Source organism: Pseudomonas sp. WPR_5_2 (assembly GCF_003634475.1).
Taxonomy (GTDB): Bacteria; Pseudomonadota; Gammaproteobacteria; order Pseudomonadales; family Pseudomonadaceae; genus Aquipseudomonas; species Aquipseudomonas izuensis.
This window is the reverse complement of the sequence record NZ_RBLA01000013.1, coordinates 1-21634: the sequence shown is the minus strand read 5'-3', so window position 1 is coordinate 21634 and position 21634 is coordinate 1. Positions and strand designations below refer to the sequence as shown.

The following is a 21634-nucleotide window of genomic DNA, read 5'->3' as shown; positions in this document are numbered from 1 at the left end:
CTTGAGTGAGCTTATTCTACTCAAGGGTGCTCTTCGAGATACACCAGGACATGGTTGAAATCGGCGCTCTTCAAGGAAGTCTCTCGGTTGAATGCCATGCCCTTAAAATCGGGCCTTCCATGGGGGCCAGAGCAATGGGGTCGGTTTTTTTCGACAATATGCCCGGAATACAGAAGGATTACAGAGTGAGCGATCTGATCAATGAACCTGATGCCCCGCGTCTGATCTTCGGTCTCCGAGATACAGGCTACAACGTCAGGACGGCTGCGGCAGACATCATCGATAACTCGATTGCTGCTAAGGCGGACGTGGTTAATGTCGAGATAATCCTCCGCGAGGATGGGCGTAAACTGGTTTATTTTGGCGATAACGGGGAAGGCATGAACGCCGATGGTATCCATCGGGCAATGCGTTACGGTGCTCCCGAACGTGAAAATCCTGAGAGTCTCGGCAAGTTTGGGTTGGGTCTGAAAACCGCCTCTAGTTCTGTCTGCCTCAAGTACTCCCTGATTTCGCGCAAGGCGCCAGACCAAGAACTGGCAAAGCTTGCTTGGGATCTCGAGCATGTCGCCCAGAGAAATCAGTGGGAGATGCTTCGAGAGCCGATTACCTCAGATGAGCGTGAGATGTTCGATGAGTTGTGCGGAGAAAAAGGCACGCTTGTCATCTGGGAGAAGTGCGACAGGATTTTGACCAAGGACTATGATCCAGGTGGCTCTAAGGAGAAGGCAGCGGTCAACAGGCTTGCTGAAAGTTTGGCCAAGCACCTTTCACTTGTTTATCACCGCTTCCTCGACAAAACAGACGAGCGTGAGCGTGACGTCGAAATCTTTATTAATCAGACCCCCGTCGAGCCTTGGAACCCCTTCTATCCAAAGCGCTCCGAACAGGTCCTATCGCCGGTAAAACAAAAACTACTCGTTGAGCTACCTGACGGTTCTGAGGAAATAGCAAACATCCGGGCCTGGATTTTGCCGCATCGCAGTGACATGACTAAAGATGAAGAAAAGACCCATGCGCGTATTTCGAACCGGTCGCAAGGTTTTTACGTCTATCGCGAAGGTCGGCTTATCCAGGATGGCAGTTGGCTGGAGGTTTTCGGTGCCCCCGAACCTCACACCTCCCTGTTGCGCATCGAATTCGACTTCAGTCACAAGCTTGATGACGCGTTCCGGATCGATGTCAAGAAGTCCCGTATCCTTTTTCATCCCGATCTTGAGGATGGCCTGCGCGAGCTACTTCAGCCCATATACCGTGAAGCAGGTAAGCGCTATCGCAGGCAAAACCGTGAACATGCGAACACCCACAAAATCGACCATACCAGCGCGAACAAGAACATTGCTGAAACGGGAAACGCCAGCAAGCCGCAGGTTGCCTCTGTCGATCCTGCTGCACAATCTGCGATTGTCTCGAACAATATGGGCTCCAAGATCAAGCTCAAACTGGCCATTCAGAGCAATGTGAGTCCCGAAACCGTCTACGTCGAGGCGGTCGAAGACATCACTACTGGCGAGCTTTGGCAGCCGGCATTCCGTAGTGCAGGTGATAGTGGCCATGTCCCGGCAGTGTTGCTGAATAAACATCACGATTTTTACCAGAAAATCTATAAGCGGGCGGCTGCAAATGGATTCGCAGTCGATGGAATGGACTTGCTTCTGTGGGCGTTCTCTGTGGCTGAACAAAACAACACAAACGCAGAGATGGAGCCGATATTCGAGGATATTCGGAGCGAAATTTCGAGAAATTTGCATAAGCTACTACGTAATTTTCCGGACCCAGAGCTGGGTGAGCTGATCGCCGAAGAAGAAGCCTGAGATGATTGCAGGTAAGAAGGATCTAATCCTGAGTGAGCTTGAAGATGGAACCGGTGCGGCGATTGCCGCAGCGGTTGATCACAGTGGTCTTCGATCTGGACTCAGAATATGGTTTGGAGATCTTGACGAGAAACACGGTCCCGTTGCTGAGCTTCGTCCTTATGGATTGAGGGGGCATAGGGTCAGTCTGTCTTTCGGAAATTTCTCTGGACAAGTTATCGGGCAGATCAGGAAGGCGTCGTCGGAGGATGTACAGCTGGCTCGCGCTTTAGTGGCGTCTATCCGGTCAGATATCGAGATCGAAGTCCAAGGGCAGAGCATCTTGGACTGGTGTGTTACGAGTGGTGCGTTTCAGATGACGGCGAAAATTCGTGATTTGGCGCAACCACATGATGATGCCGAGATCATTGCCACTTGCCGTGATGTGATCGTGCCGATGATGGCCTCCATGGCCGAGCTAATTGGATATGACGTCGTTGAAGATCCCATAGTTGACGAGGCTCCTGCCTTCGAAGGTGCAATCCTGCAATCGGTTATCCAGCGCCGGGAGCGAAACCCTCGCAACAGGCTTCTGTGTATCCGTATCCACGGTGAAAAATGTATAGCCTGCGGTCTGCAGCCGAGGCTGGAGTATGGTGAGGCTGGTTCGATCATCGAGGTTCACCACCTTGAGCCGCTTGCATTGCTGAAAGAGCCCCGGCCATACGATCCTCTCATCGATCTTGTTCCGCTTTGCCCAAACTGTCATCGCGCGGCCCACACGAGGCGCCCGTTGCCCTACAGCATCGAAGAGCTCAGGGATTTCAGGAGGGACATCCATGACTGATATTTCAGATCTTCCAGAGGCTTTCGAGGCGCTACGGAGCTGCACACCCGATGGTTTTACGCTTTCGGAGCGAGTCATTGACCCATTGATTGTTATTGATAGGGTTGGACAAAGCATCGTGGCACGTCTTGCAGGTGTTCGTGTGGTGCGGGGGGATAGAAGTGTTCATCGTGCGCCCAGCAATTGTCATACATGGGTGGTAGATGGATCCACAATCCGGCCTCTTCCTCGAGATGCTGCGAGCCTATTTGTTGAACTGTTACGTGGCTTCGCTCCGGACAACCTACCTTACAGTGAGGCCGTCAGGCTGATACGCGATGCAGGCGCGGTCATAGCTGCAGAGCCCGATGAGGCGTTTCTCAGGGCCGGGAGAGTTGTGGCCGAGGATCTTGAAGGCGAGATTGCCGTCCCCGGACTGACCGCAACGCTTTTTCCCTACCAAGCGCGTGGTGTCCGTTGGATGTGGGAGACCATCAGGCATACGGGCGGATTAATTCTTGCCGACGAGATGGGGCTGGGAAAAACCCTCCAGATCATTGCACTACTGCTGATGGATCCACCCAAGGCCAGTATCCCAGCCTTGATTGTTTGTCCCACTAGCCTGATCGCCAACTGGGTGCGGGAGTTTGAGCGCTTCGCGGCCGGAATGACCTTGATGGTGCATCGCGGCCCCAACAGAGCTGGGATCTATCGAGAGCTTCAAAAGGCAAGTGTAGTGATTACGACCTACGACACGATGGTCAATGACATCTCGATTTTCTCCTCTTTCGAGTGGTCTTGGGTAATCTGCGATGAGGCTCAGGCTATCAAGAATCCAGACTCGAACCGGCGGCGCGCAATAGCGGCCATTCCGCGTCGACGGACCATCCCGATGACCGGAACTCCAGTGGAAAACAGCCTTCTTGATCTTTGGTCACTGACAGACTTTGCCATTCCTGGATTGCTTGGTTCGCGATGTGAGTTCGAAGCAGCCTATCCGGACAGCATCGAATCGGCGCAGGCAGTCGGACGCTTCACGGATCCCGTAATTCTCATGCGTAGAGTGGCTGATGTTGCCGGTGATCTGCCCGAGCGAATCAATATCGACCTGCCTCTCGAGCTGGATGATCAGCTTGCTGAACACTACCTGATGGTCCGGGAGGCCACGCTCGCGAAGTACCCTGTGGCAGGAGCATTAGTGGCTACGCTTCAGCTACAACTGGTTTGCGCACATCCTTGGTTACGTCGTGACGAAGAAAGCGATTCCGACGGTGAGGACTCGAGGGTTGTGCCTACCAATGCATATCCCCTAATGACCCCAAAAATGGAGCGAGCAGTGACTCTCCTCCAAGAGGCATTCTTCCATCGACGAAAAGTCATTGTTTTTGCGCTCTTCAATCGAATTGGAGACCTGTTGAAAGACGCATTTTCAGGCTTTCCAGATGCTTATTGGGGGGCGATCAATGGCTCGACTCCACAGGAGGGGCGCCAAACGATCATCGACGACTTCTCGGCCCATAATGGTCCCGGATGCTTGGTCCTGAATCCCAAAGCCGCCGGTGCGGGTTTGAATATTACCGCAGCAACAGTGGTAATCCATTTCACTCCCGTTTGGAACCCGGCGCTGGAGGCGCAGGCAAGCGCCAGGGCTCACCGTCGTGGCCAGACTCAACCTGTCACCGTATATCGCCTTTTCTATAAGGATACTGTTGAGGAAGTAATGATCGACCGATCCCTTTGGAAGAGCGAGTTGGCGAATGAAAGTGTTCCAGTTTCGTCAAGGGATGCAACCGACCTTAAGCGGGCACTCGAAATTGCACCGGAGAAAATATGACAAAAAAAACCTTCAGTAAGACTCTGAGTGCCAACGATGTAGGCGCTACCGGCGGACACCAAGGCGGTATCCTTATCCCGAAATCTGAAGCAGAACTGCTTTCTTTTCTGCCCCCACTTGACCCCGCCATCAAGAACCCTGATGCATGGATAGAGTGCGTGGATGAATCTGGGACCCTGCGACGATTTCGGTTCGTCTATTACAACAACAAGTTTCATGATGCGAAGGGCACCCGTAACGAATATCGCATCACTTACATGACCAGCTATTTTCGAGAAATGGGGGCGGTTGAGGGCGAAGCGCTTGAGATTTCAAAGCATAAAGACTCCACCAATTATGCTATTCGTGTCGTGCGCCCAGTTGAGGAGCCTGTCAATCAGGAAGTGGAGCAAAGCGTCAGGATCAAGATCACGTCAAGTTGGCGCCGTGTTCACTGATTGGATCAGGCGTTTACCTTCTCCGTCTGAAAGGGCCGGCGCCCCCCGTCCCAAAGTACTCAGGCACCTTTCACGCTTCGCTTCTTCGCAGCGTGTACCGCCAGTTGCTCAAGTGCATACTGGATTGCATAGGGCGCTGGTCGGTAGGTGGCCGACTCTTGGCTGCTCAAGTAGTAGCGCATAACGCGGTCAGTGATGCCGAGTGCAGTCGCTGCTGCTTCTTGAGTGATGCCTGCCGTCTCCAGAAGGCCGCGCAAGTAGGCCGGGGACGGGTCGTGCAATGAGGCGTCTGGCTTTCGAGAGTACATGTCTTCAATTCCGTATCCCGGATACACGCCAAAATTCGTCACCGGTTCTTACTTTTTACGGGCCTACAGCCGGTGCTTACTCCTCAGATTTCGGGGTGCTAGGCGTAACCGGAGTAACTGAAAAGTAATACTCGTCATCGGCATGCGGATCGAACTTAGGGCGAGCAATTCGGCCTTGATCCAAGGCGTATTGAAGCACGTCGCGCACTTCTAGCCATCCGTCTGGCTCGACCACGTGCAGCGCTTCAATGGCCTTGACGATTTTTCTCCAGCCTGTGTTTTCTGGTTTGATGGTGTCCAGTAACGTGCTCAGGATCAGTTGCTGGCGCTCGGTTTGATTCATTTTGGTCACTGGCCTCACTCCCTCTTCTGTTGGTGTCTCTACTTTTGTGACGGTATCGCTGCCGAAGTTGCGAATGAACTCGTAAGCTTCTTCTCGGCTCAGGTCGCCCTTGATGATCTCAACGCGGTCACGCATTGGCTTGTCAAAGTGAACGATGGTTACGTCGTATTTACCGCCGCCGACTTGGACAGAAAGCGGTACCCCTGTCCGCTCGCGGTTTTCCCGCACAATGCGAGTCTCTTCAAGCTGTTGCAGTTCGGCCTCGGTCACTACGTCCCACGCAGGGCGCTCAAATAGTTCCGGGTACACGCGGTGCTTGGTTGAGAAATAACGCTTGGACAGCTCAATGCAGCTCTCACGGTTGCAGTTAGGGGTTTTGATCACATAAAGGAACGGAGTCTCTAGGTTCTTTTCGCGCCAGTTGTTGCACTTGCGGAGGCTGGAAAACTCGACGGTTTGAAACAGCTCGCCGTTATAGAAAACCTCGAAGCTCTGAAGTGCTTCAGTAGGCTTGGCTTGCTTTTTGATGGTCATGTCGTCCTGCTCCGTCACTGTTGGGGGTGCCGCTTCGTTCGGTCTAGCTCATATTGGGAACATTGTTCCTACATGGCAAGAGCTTTTTCAAACCTATCAGAGCTACTTATACCTAGGTTGTACTGGGTACACGTCAGTTCAAAGAGCAGTAAAGCGATACCTGCGACGATCAAGATCGGCGGAAATCGCAGGATCGGGATTACAGTCAGCACTACAGCTGAAGCACTCGCCAGTGCCCCGACGAAAGTGAAAATTGTGATGAGGGTGCGCATCAATCCATGGGTGCTTCCTTGAGTAAAGGTGATTCTCGCTTCGTCTAGAGTCGTATGCACCACCTGCCGGATTGGATCGCTTAGTGCCTGCCAAGGGGAGGCGACACCTTACAGATGTCCCCGCTCTGCCATTGATACGCAACCTTCATAGCCCACTAGGACATGATCCAAAATCCGAGTTCCAACCATGTTGAGGGCGTTTTTAAGGGTAGTTGTCAATGCGCGATCGGCCTGGCTGGATTCTGGTGCGCCAGAGGGTTGGTTATGAACTAGGATCACGGCCGCAGCGTTGTGCTCCAGTACGATTTTCACCACCTCCCGTGGATACACGCTGGCCCCTTCAAAGGGGCCTCTGAATAGCTCTCTGAAACCAATAACCCGGTGCTCGGTATCGAGCATTAACAAAGCAAAGACTTCGTAATTATGGAATTGTAGAAGCGTTTGTAGGTGACCGAAGACGAGTCTACGTTCAGTCAGCGCCCGCCCTTTAGACAGTCGATACATCGCGAGTTGTTGAGCCATCTGCAAAATGTCGGCCTCGGTGACCGGTGACTCCATGGCATAGGTGTCGGGCGTTTCACCGACTTTGAGCTTGGGATATTTCATGCTGGTATTCCTATCACGAACGCGTGAAAGCACTGAAGGGTGGTTAGCACAGACTTGAGGGGGGGCGGGATTGAATGACTCTGCCCCCCCCCTTTAGGTGGGAGCACTCGGTAGTGCTGTGGCTCACGCAACGAGTTGTAAAGCTGCATTGAGTGCCTTCTGTTTAATTACTGCGCCTTGCCCAAACCATGCCGAATCCATTCGATATTCAGAGCTCTTAGCGCGCCTTTCATGATCCACGTATTCAGTCACCGCGTTCAGCAAACCCCATGCTGTTCCGCGAGTGGACTCCATTTCAGATCCTCGGCCTTTACCTTCGTACAGGTTTTGTACCTTCTCCATAGCTCGTTTGTTGGGCAGTACATTAGGAATGGGGTCATGCGCATTGGTGTCGCACAGCACTTCCATGAAGAAGCTCATGGCCTCAGTCCACTGAACCTTACGTTCCGCAAGTGCGCGCATCTGATACATAAACTCATCCCATTGGGAGACGGCGATGCCTAGTTGTTTCTTCACTGCCTGGGAATCAAAGCGCGTGTTATGCGGAACCTTGATGGCGCGGGTATTTCCGTTCAGAGAGATTGTCAGTGTGTTATTGCAGACCACGCGAACAGTGGTGGGAGTCGCGGTGGTGGCTAGTGTGCCGTCACAAGAGGTGGCCAGTAGCAAATAACCGTTCACTTGATCATTCCCCTTCAGCGCGGTCTCTTGGCCCGTTCTGGCAAGCGCCCAGAACTTGCGCCCACCCTTGAGCACTCCGGCGGTTTCCAGTTCATACCCTGAAACCTCGGTGAGGTCTCGGTAGAACTCCAGAACTTCGCGCGGCTGCACCACTTGATATCGATTAGAAACCACCGATAACGGCGCTTTAGTGTCGGAGCGGTACAGCACCTTCTGTTCCGGAAAGGAGTGGATCGAGCCCAGAGTGCCGATATTGTCTGATTTGAAATGCACTGGGCTGTCCTGGATTTGCCAGTTCATACCGGCTTCGCGCTGCCAGACTTCCAGCGGTTGTTTTTGCGTCAGGCGGCTTCCCAAGCCATGCCAAGGGGTAGCGCCAACGTAGGCCATTTGTTCGACGAGATGAGCCACGGGAATGATTCCTTTTCATAGGCGCGCGTCGAGGCCGCTGAACGTTCAGCAGGGACGAGTCGGCGCGCAGGATGGTAATGGAGAGGGGGTAGTGATGGATCAGATGGGGACTAGCAGTTGCGTTAAGTGGGCGATGTACAGCTCAAACGGAGTGACGGCTGCTAAATGACAGTCCGCAATCGAGACAACCGTAATTGTCCAGAACCCGCTCATCGATGATTTCGCCGAGTTTGGCGCCCGCAATACAGCCGGTTGCCGCTCCGGCTAATCCGCCGAGAATGGCCCCGGCCATGCCGCCAGCAACGACACCAGCGGGACCGGCCACGCCGCCGATGACAGCGCCAACCTCGGCACCTCCCATCGCGGCTGTGACACCTTGGGCGGTACCACCGACGGTTCCGATAAGGGCGCCGACTTTCATGGCTAAATCCCTGGTGATGACAGTGTTGGAGTGACAGCGTGGGCATTGAGTGGTCATGTGCAGGGGTTCCTATAGAGAGTTGAGATGAAGTCATTGCTCGGGCATAGAGCTCATCAAGCAGATCGCCAAGGCGATCTGCTTGAATGGTGAGCTGTCGAGTCTGGAGGGATGCTGGATGCGCAGAGGTACAAGGTTGTGATGTATGGCTGAAATTTCGTTAACTGCGATTTTTGATGGATTTTCCCATCATATTTTGTTGTGGCACTTCAGATAGTGGGTTTTCGCCATTTGACCATCTGTCGAATAGTTGCTGCGTATATCTAGACTATGGCTTGAATTGTGCTTTGGGTCGGGCCTTGGAATCTGTTTGGATCTTGCAGGATTGGCATGGATTGAGTTGGACAAGATTATGAAAAGACATTTTCTGCTGGAAATTGACATGAGAACTAAGTCGTTGTCTGAGAACTAACTTTTTTGGCGAGCCAATGCGTGCGCGCATGCGCCTGCCCGTACACGCGCACGCTCGCGAGGTAAACAGCCGTGGATACCCGACTGATGTGTTGACGCGACTCGGTAAAACTTCGACGTAAGCACAAGTAATTTTCTGGACAAGGGAAACTCTTTAGAGTGGTCCTATCGCGTACCAACGCAGTCTGGAGCTTACAAAATGGTAGGAAGTAGCACTACCCAACCTAGGGTTTTACGCCTTAAGCAGGTGCTGGATCGTGTGGGGTTGTCGAGGTCAACGATTTATGACCGTATGAACCCTGCGTCACCGCGCTACGACCACTCGTTCCCTAAGCCGATGAAAATTGGTAGTTCAGCGGTAGGCTGGTTGGAATCGAGCATTAATAAATGGATTGAATCACTGGTTGATAATTCTTTGGGGTGAGGGTTGGTTTAGATAAAAAGCTCACGATAGGCCCATCTAAATATAAGTCGTTTTGCGTACTAACGTTGAAAGATTATTGAGTTAATTAAAGCTCGATTTGGGTGTGCCTTGGCTTTTTGTTTATGTTGTCTCTGGGGTGAAGGGGAGGTGTCAATATTGGTTTATATGTTATTAGATAATATCTAGAATATATTTAGTGATTGTAGTCGTGTATTTGGATATGGGTATTGAATGATTGGCTGGATGTCAGGTCGTTAATGAAAGGTGTTCGCTAGAGATGTTGGAGGTGGAGGGGTGTTTTAGTCAAGTAAGCTATATGTGCCTGAAGGGGGTAAGCGTCAGATAAAGAATTAAGGTGTACTAGAGAGCAAGCGTAATGATGTTTTATATTGACTATGGGTGTGGCGGGGATATGAGCTTTAATGAGTTGGAGTTTGTCGATGCTTATAAAGAAAAAGTCGTTGAGGAGTTTTATGATCCAATAAAGGAGGTAGGGTATTCGTGTTTTAGCGGGGACGGCATGCTGTTTGATTCTGTTAGCAGGATCATGAGGGCTGTAAGTGTGGTGGAAAAAGTATCAGGAGATATCTTTAGTTTGGCGTCGCTCAAGCATCGAGGTGAGATGGTATTAAGTAAAGAAGAAAAGAGTATTGTATCAGCAGTTACAATTAACTATGTTGAGCTTGAAAGAGGGATGGTGCTATTTAAAGTCAATCCTTATGTCAGTGCCTTTTATGAGTGCTATAGAAAAATAAAGCCTTCAAGTCCATGCGGGTTGGAGAAGTCAGAATTACCTGAATGTTTTCGTGGGCTAAATCGATTTGTTGATGCGGTCAGAGAGTGGGTCTCTGGCGGGGCATTCAGACGGGAAATGTCCGCACATATGCGGGCAGCTAATAAGAATTACTCGGGATTGTTGAGTTACATAGATTCTTTGTTTGCGCGTTATTCTAGATTGCTGGTGTTGAGAGTTGATTTTTCATATGGAAAAGGGAGGCTTGAAGTTGAAGATTATAGCCGGTCGAGTGATAGATTAGACGCTCTACGTATTGTTACGGAGCAAATTGTTCAGCATCGGGTAAAGCTTATCGACTACCTGAAAAACAAGTGCCCCGATTTGGGGATGGTGGGGTACGTATGGAAACTCGAGTACGGTAGGGAGAAAGGCCATCATTACCACATGATGTTCTTTTTAGATGGAGCGAAGGTGCGGCAGGATATTGTTATTGCAAAACTAATAGGTGAGTACTGGAATAATGTAATTACTCAGGGGAAAGGTGTGTATTATAACTGCAATGGAAATAAGGCTAAATACAGACACTGTGGTGTCGGGATGATTCACTACAGTGAGGCGGAAAAGCTTAGCAGTCTTAAAGAGATGGCAGTAATCTACCTTACGAAAGCGGATCGATATGTAAGTGCTTGCATGCCTGGGAACAAAAGAACATTTGGTAAAGGGAACTCGCCAAAGGTAGGCGAGCGATCAGTGGGAAGGCCGCGAGAGCATTGATATCAATCCGTCGAGCTATTGTGAGCTGGAAATTGGGCGATCCTAACGGCAGCAGAAACGATAGGATCATTTTTTATCCAGCGCCTCAATGTCTTTTCGATGCTGATCATTGCGGGGCGCTTTATGTCATTTTCCTCTAAGTATTTTTTTATTTCTGGCAGTATTGCTTTGTATGCATCAAGTTCTTCATTCCAGCCTTCTTGCGGAGCTAGTGTGTTAAGTAACTCGCAAGCTTTTTGCTTGGTGGGCAAGTAGTGCTCCTTGCGGGCAAGGCCTCCTTTTGTGGCGACTTCTGATCGTGTTTTGATTTGCTCTTTGAAGAATCGTCGGGTGCCGGAATAAAGCTCGTGTAAGCCGGTGTACAACATCTTTATTCCCAAGCTACCTTCTCCTTCTCCTTCTCCTTCTAGTTCTTGGGCAAGGAAGATGGCCATCGCGATGCTTGAATAAGCGTTTTTTATGTGTTGGAAGGCGGCAATTTGATCGTCATTGAGAAATGTTTTTAATTTATTTTTGGTTTCTGTGCTTTTATATTTTTGTGATTCTAAAAGCTTCTTAAGAATGTGGTCCAGTGCGATTTTGCTTTCTGCTGGGAGCGTTCTGCAGAACATCATGTATCGTTTTGTTATTGTTTCAATCACCTCTCTTGCGGCGTCATCGATTCCGAGGAGAGTTAAGTGTTTATATCCTGGTTGGTTTTCTAAATTTGCTGGGCAAAACTCTTTTTTAGCGGTGGATTGTTCGATTAGAAACTCTAATTCTGACTTTGGTGTTTGGCTCCAGTCGAGCGGAAGGCATAAAGTGATTTTTATTTCGGGTTGTTTAAGCACGATGGAATCGCCGGATTAGTTTCAAAGGAAGTATTGTTTCCTAGGTAGGCGCACCCAGTTATACTTTTTTGGATTGCTCAGTTTTCAGCTGCTTTATGTAGCTTCTTTTATATTTTTAGATGGATTGGTGGAACTTGTGTTGTCAGCTATGGGCTTGCAAATGAATTTAGCCCAATCTGTCATGAGTGCGCGTCTCTTGTCGAGGAAATCGGAGCGAGAATACGCTCCTTCAGTTTGGTCGCGTTCGTCATGTGCGAGTGCCATTTCACAAACCTCTCGTGGGTAGTGCGTGCATTCACCCGCCCAGTCACGAAACGAAGAGCGAAAGCCGTGCCGAGTGATGTGTTCATACTTCATGTTGTGCAGAAGCGTGCGTATGGCGTTTGTGTGCATCACTCCTGACTTCCCTTGGCCAGGGAACAGATAGGGGCTTCCTTCAGCTCGCGGAATGCCTCTCACGAGCTTTATTGCCTCATCGGCAAGTGGGACGACAAAGGCCACGCGCATTTTCATGCGTTCATCCGGCAGAGACCAAGTGCCAGCTTTCAAATCAAACTCATCCCAACGAGCAAACCTCACCATGTGGGCACGTGCGCTGGTCATGATCAGCAGTTGAGCGGCCAAGGAGGCGGGTGTGGCGTTTGCGCTGAGTTTGGACATCAGGGCGGGCACGTCCTGCCAGCGCAATGCTTCAAAGTGCGAGCGTTTTCTAGCCTTCTTCTTTTCAGCACGACTCAAAAGGTTGTCTAAGTGTCCACGCCAGCGAGCAGGGTTTTCGCCCTCTCGTAAATTGCGTGCCTTGGCGGCGTCTAGAACCTGCTCAATCTGCCCACGTACCTCGTCGGCAGTTCTGGTCTTGGTGGCCCAGATAGGTTGCAGTACCTTGAGCACCTGGGGTGTGCCGATTTCCTCGGCAGACAGTTTGCCAATTTGGGCAAAGGCATACAGCTCCAGCTTCCGCAGCCAGCCTTTGCGCCACTTCTCTGACCAAGTGCCTCCGTGGGCCTCGCAGTATTCTTTCGCGAGTGTCTCGAATTTCAGCTGTTTTGCCTCGCTGGTTCGTTGGGCTTCGCGTTGAGCAGCGCGTTCGATATCGCGAGCGGCTAGAGGATCTACTCCATCGCTTAATTGACTGCGCTTGGCGCTGGCTTCAAGTCTGGCTTTCTTGAGACTCACTTCCGGGAATGAGCCCAAGCCCATCTCCCTGCGCCGACCTGCGAGCTGGAAGCGAAGTAGCCAGGATTTACGCCCGGTAGGTTTGACGACCAAACGAAGCCCATCACCATCTTCATAGGTGCCGGGTTCTGTTAGGTTTTCGACTTGTTTCGGATTCAGCTTACCCATTGGATTTCCCCTGTCGTCCCTTTTGTCCCCCCACCTGTCCCCCCACTTCATCGTCGGATGAGGTCAAATGGCATTGAACGCCATCGGACAGGGGAATGCCTGAATCCCCCGGAATAGCTAAGCTATCAGGTGGATTCTCGGATGGGGTAGGATTTTTTTGGACAATTAAAAAGCCGGCTTGTGGCCGGCTTCTCGGGGACTGGCTTGGTTTATTTTTGGTAAACCGCGCCAGCCTTCAAAACGTACACCCGGATCTTGCGTCCGGCTGTGGGACTCGGCGAGAAAATCATCTGCCTGGTCGGTGCGATCTGAGCCGCGTGGCGGGTCGATGCGCAAATGTGGGGCGCAGCATACTGATTTTTTTGGGAAATTCCCAGCTTGGTGTGTGGGGTAGGGCTTTCCGGTGAGCTGCGAGTCCTGTGGCACCCCTGACTTTCATGGTGAATTTTCCATTGCATTCGCGGGCAAGCCACGCTCCCACAGGTATTGCATGATCCTGTGGGAGCGTGGCTTGCCCGCGATGAAAACGCCTCGGAGTCACAGAAACGGCACTGGCGGCCTGCGTTTGTTCAGCGTTGACCACCAGAACACCCAGCCCAATACCCTGATGTTCTGTTCTTCGATTTGCGCGGGCCTGAAGATTTCATCCGGGTGTTCTGCGCGGTTATGGCTGCGCAATCGCAGTGCGTTGCCCGGCATTCGGTGCAGGTATCTGATGCGTAGCATGCCGTCATGTTCGATGGCGTAGATTTCGCCATCCACAATCTGGGTCAGGCCGCGGTCGATGGCCAGGGTAGAACCGTCTTCTATCCGTTCGGCCATGCTGTTGCCGATCATGTGGATGCAGATCGCATCGGCGTGGTTGATCTCCAGGGAGTCGAGGTGGCTGCGGGGCAGTCGGATCGATTGGCCCGGGTCTTCGACGACGTGGGTTTTGCCGGAGCCGGGGGCTGTGGCGGTTTCCTTGTAGAGGGGGAGTTCGACGTCGGTGGGCTCGATAACCGTGTAGACGCCGCGAATGGCCTGTGCGTCGAAGGTATTGCCGGATTCGTCGTGCAGACGCAGGTGCGTGGCGTCCTTCGGGCCATCGCCTGTTTTCAGCCATTCACTGTTGACGGACAGTTTTCTGGCGACTTCTTCCATGCAGTGGGCGGGCACACCACGGGTGAACCAGTTATGGACATTTTGCGGGGCCGTGTTCAGGAAATCGGCAAACCCGGTTGTCGTGATGTTGGCTAATCCAAGGAGCGCTTTGAATCGAGGGCCGCTAGTGTTCTTTTTCATAAACACGAGTCTACTGGCGCGGTATAAGGCTTTGAATAAACGAACCGTTCAAATTTCGAGGGAAATTTACGACCGGATGTAAGACGTTCTTGAGGAAAATTAAACAAGAAAACACCAAAACAAGCCCTGTTAAACAAGGTGTTTAAGTGATGCTTTTCAAGCACCCACAAAAAACCCCGGGTCACCGGGGTTTTTCTTGAAGCTTGCGGCTGCTTTTAGCCTTTATAGGCAGCAACCGACTTGGTGATCGCAGCACGGGCGGCGTCTGCGCCGTCCCAGCCTTCGATCTTGACCCATTTGCCTTTTTCGAGATCTTTGTAGTTCGCAAAGAAGTGCTCGATCTGCTGAATCAGCAGGGCTGGCAGATCGGTGTATTCCTTCACGTCGACGTACAGCTGGGACAGCTTGTCGTGTGGAACAGCGATGACTTTGGCATCGCCGCCGCCGTCGTCGGTCATGTTCAGGATGCCGACCGGACGGGCGCGGATCACAGAGCCTGGAGCAACCGGGTAAGGGGTCACGACCAGCACGTCCAGGGGATCACCGTCGTCAGCCAGGGTGTTCGGGATGTAACCGTAGTTGGCCGGGTAGAACATTGGGGTGGCCATGAAACGGTCAACGAACAGGCAATCGCTGTCTTTGTCGATTTCGTATTTGATCGGCGCGTGGTTGGCCGGGATCTCGATCGCGACGTAGATGTCGTTCGGCAGGTCTTTGCCAGCCGGAATCTTGCTGTAGCTCATTGGGCGTTGCCCCCGTTAGTTGACCAAAAACACTTGGCCGGATTGACCAAAAAGTGGCGGCGATTATAGGCATATTCCTGTGTCGACGCCACGTACCAGAAGTCGTGTACAACCTTAGTCGTGCGCTTGATAGACCGGGTCCGTGGCCTGAAGTTGCCTCAGGCGGCCCAGCGGATCTTGCCGGTAAAAAAGCTTCAGTTGTGCGTACACCTGCGGATAAGCCTCGTGCAGCAAATCCGGGGCGCTGAAGAAGTACTCGCTGGTGACGGCGAAAAACTCGGCGGGATTTTCGGCGGCATACGGATCGATGGCGGTCTCGGCGTCCGGATTGCGTTCCAGTTGCCGGTCGAGGTCTTCGTAGGCGTGCTGCATGACCCTGGCCCAGTCGCTGACCCGCATATCGGCGTGCAGCGGCGGCAAGCCATTGGCGTTGCCGTTGAGCATGTCGAGTTTGTGCGCCAGTTCGTGGATCACCAGGTTGTAGCCTTCCCAGCCACCACTGGCCATGACGCCGGGCCAGGCGAGGATGATCGGCCCCTGTTGCCAGGCTTCGCCGCTGTGTTCGCCGTCCCATTCGTGTTCGACGCCGCTGGCATCACGATGACGCTGCGGACTGAGAAAATCGTCTGGGTAGAGAATGATTTCGTGAAAACCCTGGTACCAATTCAGATCGCCCAGGTGCAGCAATGGCAATTGCGCCTGCGCGGCCAGCAGCAGGCGTTGTTCCTGATGCAGTTCGACACCGGGCAGGGCGGTCAGGTGCTTGTCTTGCAGAAACAGCACGCAGGCCTGGCGCAGCCATTGGTCTTCGGCGGCGCTGAGACCATCAAGAAAACTCAGATGGTGGCGCACCCGTTGCCACATGTCATCGGCAATCGGGTGCTTGGCCAGGGTGCGCCGGCGTCGCCAGGCACTGAGTGACCACATGCCGAATCAGCGCGTTTCGGCTTTAGAGTTCGAACTGCCAATGCGGCTGCGGATGAAGCCGATGATCATTGGCAGCATTGAAACCAGAATGATGCCGACCACCATCAGTGACAGGTTTTTCTTGATGAACGGTACGTTACCGAAGAAATAGCCGAGGGTGACAAGGCCCCCCACCCACAGGATGGTGCCGAATACGCTGAAGGCGAAGAATCGTGGGTAAGGCATTTTCCCTACGCCGGCGACGAACGGCGCAAAGGTGCGGATGATCGGCAGGAAACGCGCCAGGGTCACGGTTTTGCCACCGTGCTTGTCATAAAAGTCGTGGGTTTGTTGCAGGTAGTCGCGACGGAAGATTTTCGAATTCGGGTTGCGGAACAATCGCTCGCCGGCCGTTCGTCCGATGAGGTAGTTGGTGCTGTCACCCAGAATAGCCGCGAGCATCAGCAGGCCGCCCAGCAACACCGGGTCCATGCCGCCCCCGGCTGCAACAGCGCCGGCGATGAATAGCAGCGAGTCGCCCGGCAGGAAGGGCATGACCACCAGGCCGGTTTCACAGAAGATCACCAGAAATAGAATGGCGTAAATCCAGGCCCCATAGTTGTTGACCAGCATATCGAGGTAAACATCGAGATGCAGGATTAGATCGAGCGGGTTGAAATCCATGGAGGGCACCTGTGATGACGGCCCGACTCGGCAGGCCTGTGCGGTTGACTTCGAGTAAGGCTACAGACGGGTGTAGTTTTTCTTACACGTCGGGAAGATCGGAATTATACGATCTGGAAAGTGAAAAACGCGTCGAGATTGTAGCGGGGGATGTCCAAGGGGTATTTGGCAGTCTGATGACAATTAATAACCCCGAAACCTGTAGGAGCGAGCCTGCTCGCGATGGTCGTGAACGATAAGTGGTGTTCTCGGGATCATCGCGAGCAGGCTCGCTCCCACAGGGGGCGGGTGAAGCGCTACAGCTCGTCGCTGATCGGCAACACGTAGTTCTTGAACTCGGTGTCTTCCTTGAAGCCAATGGATTCGTAGGTTTTTCGCGCAACTTGGTTGTTGCTGCTGGTGGAGACACGCATGCGCACGGCATTGGTTTCCTTGGCCATTTTCTTCGCGGTGCGAATCAGATGGTCGGCCACCAGCTGGCGGCGGGCGTCTTCGGCGACATAAATGTCATTGAGGATCCAGACGCGTTTGAGTGATAGCGACGAGAAGCTCGGGTACAGCTGACAGAAACCCATCAGTTTGTTGTCGTCCTCATCGGACAAGGCCAGGTAGATCACCGATTCCTTGCGACGCAGGCGTTTTTCGAGGAACGCCCGGGACGAGTCCGGATACGGCAGGGAACCATAAAACTCGCGATATTTGACGAACAACGGGGTCAGCAAATCCAGGTGTTCGAGGGTCGCTTGAATAATCCGCATGGTAGGTCTCGTCTTCAAGTGGCTGTCTTGCGTGCTTTGACGGCGACGGGAAACCCTGGCGGCCGTGCGTCGATCCTGCCTGAAACCGGAACGATAGTGCAATGCGCAAGCGGTTCAGGCCTGCGGCGGCCCCAACAGGAAGTTACCTTTCATGTCCGCTCCTGCGTCCGACTCCAATGTCTGAACCTGTGCTTCGTCCTTCAGATTGACACCCGACAGCTGCCGGCGACAGGCCTCGCGCATCAGATACAGCAAACGGTGTGCCGCCATGCCGTAACTCAGCCCCTCAAGGCGTACGTTGGAGATGCAGTTACGGTAGGCGTCCGTCAGACCGACCTTTGGATTGTAGGTGAAATATAACCCCAGGCTGTCTGGCGAGCTGAGGCCAGGGCGTTCGCCGATCAGAATCACCGTCATTTTTGCGCCCAGCAGTTCGCCAATTTCGTCTGCCACTGCAACGCGCCCCTGTTCCACTAGGACCACCGGGGCCACGGACCAGTTTTCAGCGCGGATCTGTTCTTCCAGTCGCGCCAGAAAGGGCAGCGTATGGCGGTGGACAGCCAATGCAGACAAACCGTCGGCAACCACGATGACCAGATCGACCCCGCCCGGATTGGCCGAGGCGAAATTGCGCAGGGTCTGTGCCGACTCGGCGCTCAACTGACGTCCCAGATCGGGGCGTTGCAAATAGCTGTTCCGGTCTATCGCCGCACTGTGCAACAAAATGCTTTCATGCCCGCGTTCGGCCAGTTGCGAGCGCAGGGCTGGATGGTCGAATGGCAAATGCACCGCATCCCGTGCCTGGGCATGGGCGTATTGAAAGTCCAGCTGCGCCCGGGTAGGCATGCTGGTCCCGGTGCGGCCCAGGGCAATCCGCGCCGGCGTCAGGCGTCGCAGCTCCAGCCATGGGTTGTGCGGGTCGAAGGGTAGTTTTTCCATATCAATACTCATCCCAGTTGCGCCAGGGCCTGGCGAAAGGCCGGTGGCAGGCTGTTGCCGAAGAGAACCCTGCCGTCCGCCTGGGTGAAGATGCCCATTTTCGCCAGCCACTGTTCGAACTCCGGCGCGGGCTTGAGCCCCAGTGTCTGCCGGGCATAGAGCGCATCGTGGAACGAAGTGGTCTGGTAATTGAGCATGATGTCGTCGGAACCGGGGATGCCCATGATGAAATTGATCCCGGCCACGCCCAGCAAGGTCAGCAAGGTATCCATGTCATCCTGGTCGGCCTCGGCATGGTTGGTGTAACAGATGTCGCAACCCATCGGCACGCCGAGCAGCTTGCCGCAGAAGTGGTCTTCGAGGCCGGCGCGGATGATTTGCTTGCCGTTGTAGAGGTATTCCGGGCCGATGAAGCCGACGACGGTGTTCACCAGAAACGGGTTGAAGTGTCGTGCGACCGCATAGGCCCGCGTTTCGCAGGTCTGTTGATCGACGCCGTGGTGGGCGTTGGCCGACAGGGCGCTGCCCTGGCCGGTTTCGAAATACATCAGGTTCTGCCCGAGCGTGCCGCGATTGAGGCTCAACCCGGCGTCGTAACCCTCCTTCAGCACGTTCAGGTTGATGCCGAAGCTGGCGTTGGCCGCCTCGGTGCCGGCGATCGACTGGAACACCAGGTCCAGTGGTACGCCGCGGTTGACCGCTTCGATTGACGTGGTGACATGGGTCAGCACGCAGGCTTGGGTCGGAATTTCGTAGCGCTGGATGATTGCGTCGAGCATCTCCAGCATGGCGCAGATCGAGGCGATGCTGTCGGTGGCGGGATTGATACCGATCATCGCATCGCCGTTACCGTGCAGCAGGCCATCGAGAATGCTCGCGGCGATACCGGCCGGTTCGTCGGTAGGGTGGTTGGGTTGCAGGCGAGTGGACAGGCGGCCGCGCAGACCGAGGGTGCCGCGAAATTGCGTGACCACGCGAATTTTCTGCGCCACCAGTACCAGGTCCTGCACACGCATGATTTTTGAGACCGCGGCTACCATTTCCGGGGTCAGGCCGGGCGCGAGGGCGCGCAGCACCTGCTCATCGGCGGCATCGCTCAACAGCCAGTCGCGAAATCCGCCGACGGTGAGGTGACTGACGATCGCGAATGCCTGTTTATCGTGCGTGTCGATGATCAGCCGGGTGACTTCATCGGCTTCGTAGGGAATCAGTACTTCCTGCAGGAAATGACTCAGCGGAATGTCGGCCAGGGCCATCTGCGCGGCAACGCGCTCGCCATCGTTGAGGGCGGCGACACCGGCCAGAAAGTCCCCGGAGCGCGCCGGGCTGGCTTTGGCCATCACTTCCTTGAGGCTGTCGAAGCGATAGGTCTGGGCGCCGACGGAATGGGCAAATACGGCCATGGGGCGGTGTCCTTCTGTTCTGTAAATGACCACCGTACCCCTGTGGGAGCGAGCTTGCTCGCGATGGCGATCTTAAATTCGACACATTTGTTGAATGACACACCGCTATCGCGAGCAGGCTCGCTCCTACAGGGAGGGGCGGTGTGCACTTCGATAGGGCAGGCGCCAGGCTTCCGGCCCGACGCCAGTGCAACTTATATACCTTCGAGCATAGCGTCCGCTGGTGCCTCGGAGCGTTGCCGGGCGGTCATCTGGAAATACAGGTAACCGGCGGCCATGAAGCCGAGGAAGATCAGGCCGATCAAGGTGTTGAACCAGGCCATCGCCACCAGGCACACCACGGCCAGGAACAACGCGATCCCCGGTACGATCGGATAACCCGGGGCGCGGAAGGTGCGCTCCAGGTTCGGCTCGGTTTTACGCAGTTTGAACAGGCTGAGCATGCTGATGATGTACATCACGATGGCGCCGAACACCGACATGGTGATCATTGCCGCGGTCAGGGTCATGCCTTGCAGGTTGACCAGGCCATCGCTGTAGATCGCCGCGATGCCGATCACGCCGCCCGCCAGGATGGCGCGGTGGGGTGTCTGGAAGCGCGAGAGTTTCGCCAGGCTGCGCGGCAGATAACCGGCGCGGGCCAGTGCAAAGAACTGCCGTGAATAACCAAGGATGATCCCGTGGAAACTCGCCACCAGACCGAACAGGCCGATCCATACCAGCATGTGCATCCAGCTCGAATTGTTGCCCACCACCGCTTTCATGGCCTGGGGCAGCGGATCGTTGATGTTGGAGAGTTGGCGCCAGTCGCCTACACCACCCGCCATCACCATCACGCCGATGGCCAGGAACACCAGGGTCAGAATGCCGCTGACGTAGGCCTTGGGAATCGTACGTTTCGGGTCCTTGGCTTCTTCAGCCGCCATGGCTGCACCTTCAATGGCGAGAAAGAACCAAATCGCGAAGGGAATGGCGGCGAATATGCCGGGAATCGAGGCTATCGTGAATTCATTGGCGCCCGACCAGCCATTCAGGACGAAATTACTGAAGCTGAAGCCCGGCGCCACCACGCCCATGAACACCAGCAATTCGGCGACGGCCAGCACGGTGACCACCAGTTCAAAGGTGGCGGCGATGCTGACACCGAGAATATTGAGGGTCATGAACACGAAATAGGCGCCCACCGCGGCGATTTTCGGGTCCAGTTCCGGGTATTGCACATTGAGGTAGGCGCCGATCGCCATGGCGATCGCCGGGGGCGCAAAGACAAATTCAATCAACGTGGCGATGCCGGCGATCAATCCGCCTTTCTCACCAAAGGCCCGACGGCTGTAGGCAAACGGCCCGCCCGCGTGAGGAATCGCGGTGGTCAATTCGGTGAAACTGAAGATGAAACAGGTGTACATCGTCGCCACCATCAAGGCGGTGACGAGGAAACCCAGCGTCCCTGCGGTACCCCAGCCGTAACTCCAGCCGAAGTATTCGCCGGAAATCACCAGGCCGACGGCAATGCCCCATAAATGCAGGGTGCCGAGTGTGGGTTTGAGCTGTGTGGAAGGAGTCGTCATAAGTCCTCTCTATTTTTCTTTTTCGATCTTTTGGACTTTCGGGAACTGCGTTTGGGTGTAAAGCGGGCACGCAAAGCCCGTGCCAGAGCGGCAGGGCGGTGTTTGTTGTGTCATTGAGGGGGCGCCTTCGCCGGCAAGCCTCGCTCCTGTAGGAGCTGGCTTGCCAGCGAATGGCCGTTACACGGTTTCGCGCGGAGTTAGAAGAAACCCAGCGGATTGATGTCGTAGCTCACCAGCAGGTTTTTGGTCTGCTGATAGTGATCGAGCATCATCTTGTGGGTTTCACGGCCGACGCCGGACTTCTTGT

21 protein-coding genes are annotated in these 21634 nt (G+C 54.0%); 6 read left to right on the top strand and 15 right to left on the bottom strand.

The genetic code is table 11. From position 1 onward, the window contains the following. Nucleotides 1–185 precede the first annotated feature (185 nt). The 4 genes from BJ917_RS31070 to BJ917_RS31055 are packed head-to-tail and all read left to right on the top strand — an operon-like array spanning nt 186 to nt 4890. Nucleotides 186–1814: an ATP-binding protein gene (locus BJ917_RS31070; protein WP_121106072.1), complete on the top strand. Its 1629-nt coding sequence runs from the start codon at nt 186–188 to the stop codon at nt 1812–1814. A gap of 1 nt (nt 1815) precedes the next feature. Continuing rightward, nucleotides 1816–2640 carry an HNH endonuclease gene (locus BJ917_RS31065; protein ID WP_121106042.1) on the top strand — a complete coding sequence of 275 codons (825 nt, stop codon included), beginning with the start codon at nt 1816–1818 and terminating at the stop codon, nt 2638–2640. After that, the gene (locus BJ917_RS31060; RefSeq protein ID WP_121106041.1) at nt 2633–4453 is read left to right on the top strand and encodes a DEAD/DEAH box helicase; all 1821 of its coding nucleotides are present in this window, start codon (nt 2633–2635) and stop codon (nt 4451–4453) included. Before BJ917_RS31065 ends, BJ917_RS31060 begins: the two co-directional genes overlap by 8 nt. Continuing rightward, a complete protein-coding gene (locus BJ917_RS31055) occupies nt 4450–4890 on the top strand; it encodes an EcoRII N-terminal effector-binding domain-containing protein (protein WP_121106040.1) in 441 nt (146 codons plus the stop codon). Before BJ917_RS31060 ends, BJ917_RS31055 begins: the two co-directional genes overlap by 4 nt. A 384-nt stretch (nt 4891–5274) precedes the next feature. On the opposite strand, the gene BJ917_RS31045 is transcribed toward BJ917_RS31055, so the two are convergent. The 4 genes from BJ917_RS31045 to BJ917_RS31025 all read right to left on the bottom strand — a co-directional run bounded on the left by BJ917_RS31045 (nt 5275) and on the right by BJ917_RS31025 (nt 8523). Then, nucleotides 5275–6075, bottom strand: a complete 801-nt coding sequence (locus BJ917_RS31045; RefSeq protein ID WP_121106038.1) for a hypothetical protein — start codon at nt 6073–6075, stop codon at nt 5275–5277. 380 nt (nt 6076–6455) lie between these two features. After that, nucleotides 6456–6953, bottom strand: coding sequence for a JAB domain-containing protein (locus BJ917_RS31035; protein WP_121106036.1), 498 nt, complete (start codon nt 6951–6953; stop codon nt 6456–6458). A gap of 123 nt (nt 6954–7076) precedes the next feature. After that, nucleotides 7077–8045 (bottom strand): DUF932 domain-containing protein, encoded by a 969-nt coding sequence (locus BJ917_RS31030; RefSeq protein WP_121106035.1) that lies wholly within the window; start codon nt 8043–8045, stop codon nt 7077–7079. 142 nt (nt 8046–8187) lie between these two features. Then, nucleotides 8188–8523, bottom strand: coding sequence for a hypothetical protein (locus BJ917_RS31025; protein WP_121106034.1), 336 nt, complete (start codon nt 8521–8523; stop codon nt 8188–8190). Nucleotides 8524–9133: 610 nt separating this feature from the next. Between BJ917_RS31025 and BJ917_RS31020 the strand changes: the two genes are divergently transcribed. Then, nucleotides 9134–9358: an AlpA family transcriptional regulator gene (locus tag BJ917_RS31020; RefSeq protein WP_121106033.1), complete on the top strand. Its 225-nt coding sequence runs from the start codon at nt 9134–9136 to the stop codon at nt 9356–9358. Between the two features lie 376 nt (nt 9359–9734). Next, nucleotides 9735–10868, top strand: coding sequence for an inovirus-type Gp2 protein (locus BJ917_RS31015; protein ID WP_121106032.1), 1134 nt, complete (start codon nt 9735–9737; stop codon nt 10866–10868). Between the two features lie 2 nt (nt 10869–10870). On the opposite strand, the gene BJ917_RS31010 is transcribed toward BJ917_RS31015, so the two are convergent. The 11 genes from BJ917_RS31010 to BJ917_RS32480 all read right to left on the bottom strand — a co-directional run. Then, nucleotides 10871–11698: a hypothetical protein gene (locus BJ917_RS31010; protein WP_147432598.1), complete on the bottom strand. Its 828-nt coding sequence runs from the start codon at nt 11696–11698 to the stop codon at nt 10871–10873. A gap of 93 nt (nt 11699–11791) precedes the next feature. Further along, complete coding sequence (locus BJ917_RS31005) at nt 11792–13042, bottom strand: integrase arm-type DNA-binding domain-containing protein (protein ID WP_121106071.1); 1251 nt, start codon at nt 13040–13042, stop codon at nt 11792–11794. Nucleotides 13043–13579: 537 nt separating this feature from the next. Further along, nucleotides 13580–14326 (bottom strand): helix-turn-helix transcriptional regulator, encoded by a 747-nt coding sequence (locus BJ917_RS31000; RefSeq protein WP_096514848.1) that lies wholly within the window; start codon nt 14324–14326, stop codon nt 13580–13582. Nucleotides 14327–14541: 215 nt separating this feature from the next. Further along, nucleotides 14542–15069, bottom strand: coding sequence for an inorganic diphosphatase (gene ppa, locus BJ917_RS30995; protein WP_007933577.1), 528 nt, complete (start codon nt 15067–15069; stop codon nt 14542–14544). 114 nt (nt 15070–15183) lie between these two features. Beyond that, entirely contained in the window at nt 15184–15996 is an 813-nt protein-coding gene (locus tag BJ917_RS30990; protein WP_121106030.1) for a zinc-dependent peptidase, read from the bottom strand. Nucleotides 15997–16002: 6 nt separating this feature from the next. Continuing rightward, the gene (locus BJ917_RS30985; RefSeq protein ID WP_096514852.1) at nt 16003–16659 is read right to left on the bottom strand and encodes a DedA family protein; all 657 of its coding nucleotides are present in this window, start codon (nt 16657–16659) and stop codon (nt 16003–16005) included. Between the two features lie 296 nt (nt 16660–16955). Next, complete coding sequence (locus BJ917_RS30980; protein ID WP_096514854.1) at nt 16956–17417, bottom strand: N-acetyltransferase; 462 nt, start codon at nt 17415–17417, stop codon at nt 16956–16958. Between the two features lie 114 nt (nt 17418–17531). Further along, complete coding sequence (gene eutC / locus BJ917_RS30975) at nt 17532–18356, bottom strand: ethanolamine ammonia-lyase subunit EutC (RefSeq protein WP_121106029.1); 825 nt, start codon at nt 18354–18356, stop codon at nt 17532–17534. An 8-nt stretch (nt 18357–18364) separates the two neighbouring features. Next, nucleotides 18365–19759, bottom strand: coding sequence for an ethanolamine ammonia-lyase subunit EutB (locus BJ917_RS30970; RefSeq protein WP_096514858.1), 1395 nt, complete (start codon nt 19757–19759; stop codon nt 18365–18367). 194 nt (nt 19760–19953) lie between these two features. Then, complete coding sequence (gene eat, locus BJ917_RS30960) at nt 19954–21327, bottom strand: ethanolamine permease (protein ID WP_096514860.1); 1374 nt, start codon at nt 21325–21327, stop codon at nt 19954–19956. 197 nt (nt 21328–21524) lie between these two features. Beyond that, a partial coding sequence (locus BJ917_RS32480; RefSeq protein WP_234499630.1) for a hypothetical protein occupies nt 21525–21634 on the bottom strand: 110 nt, incomplete at its 5' end.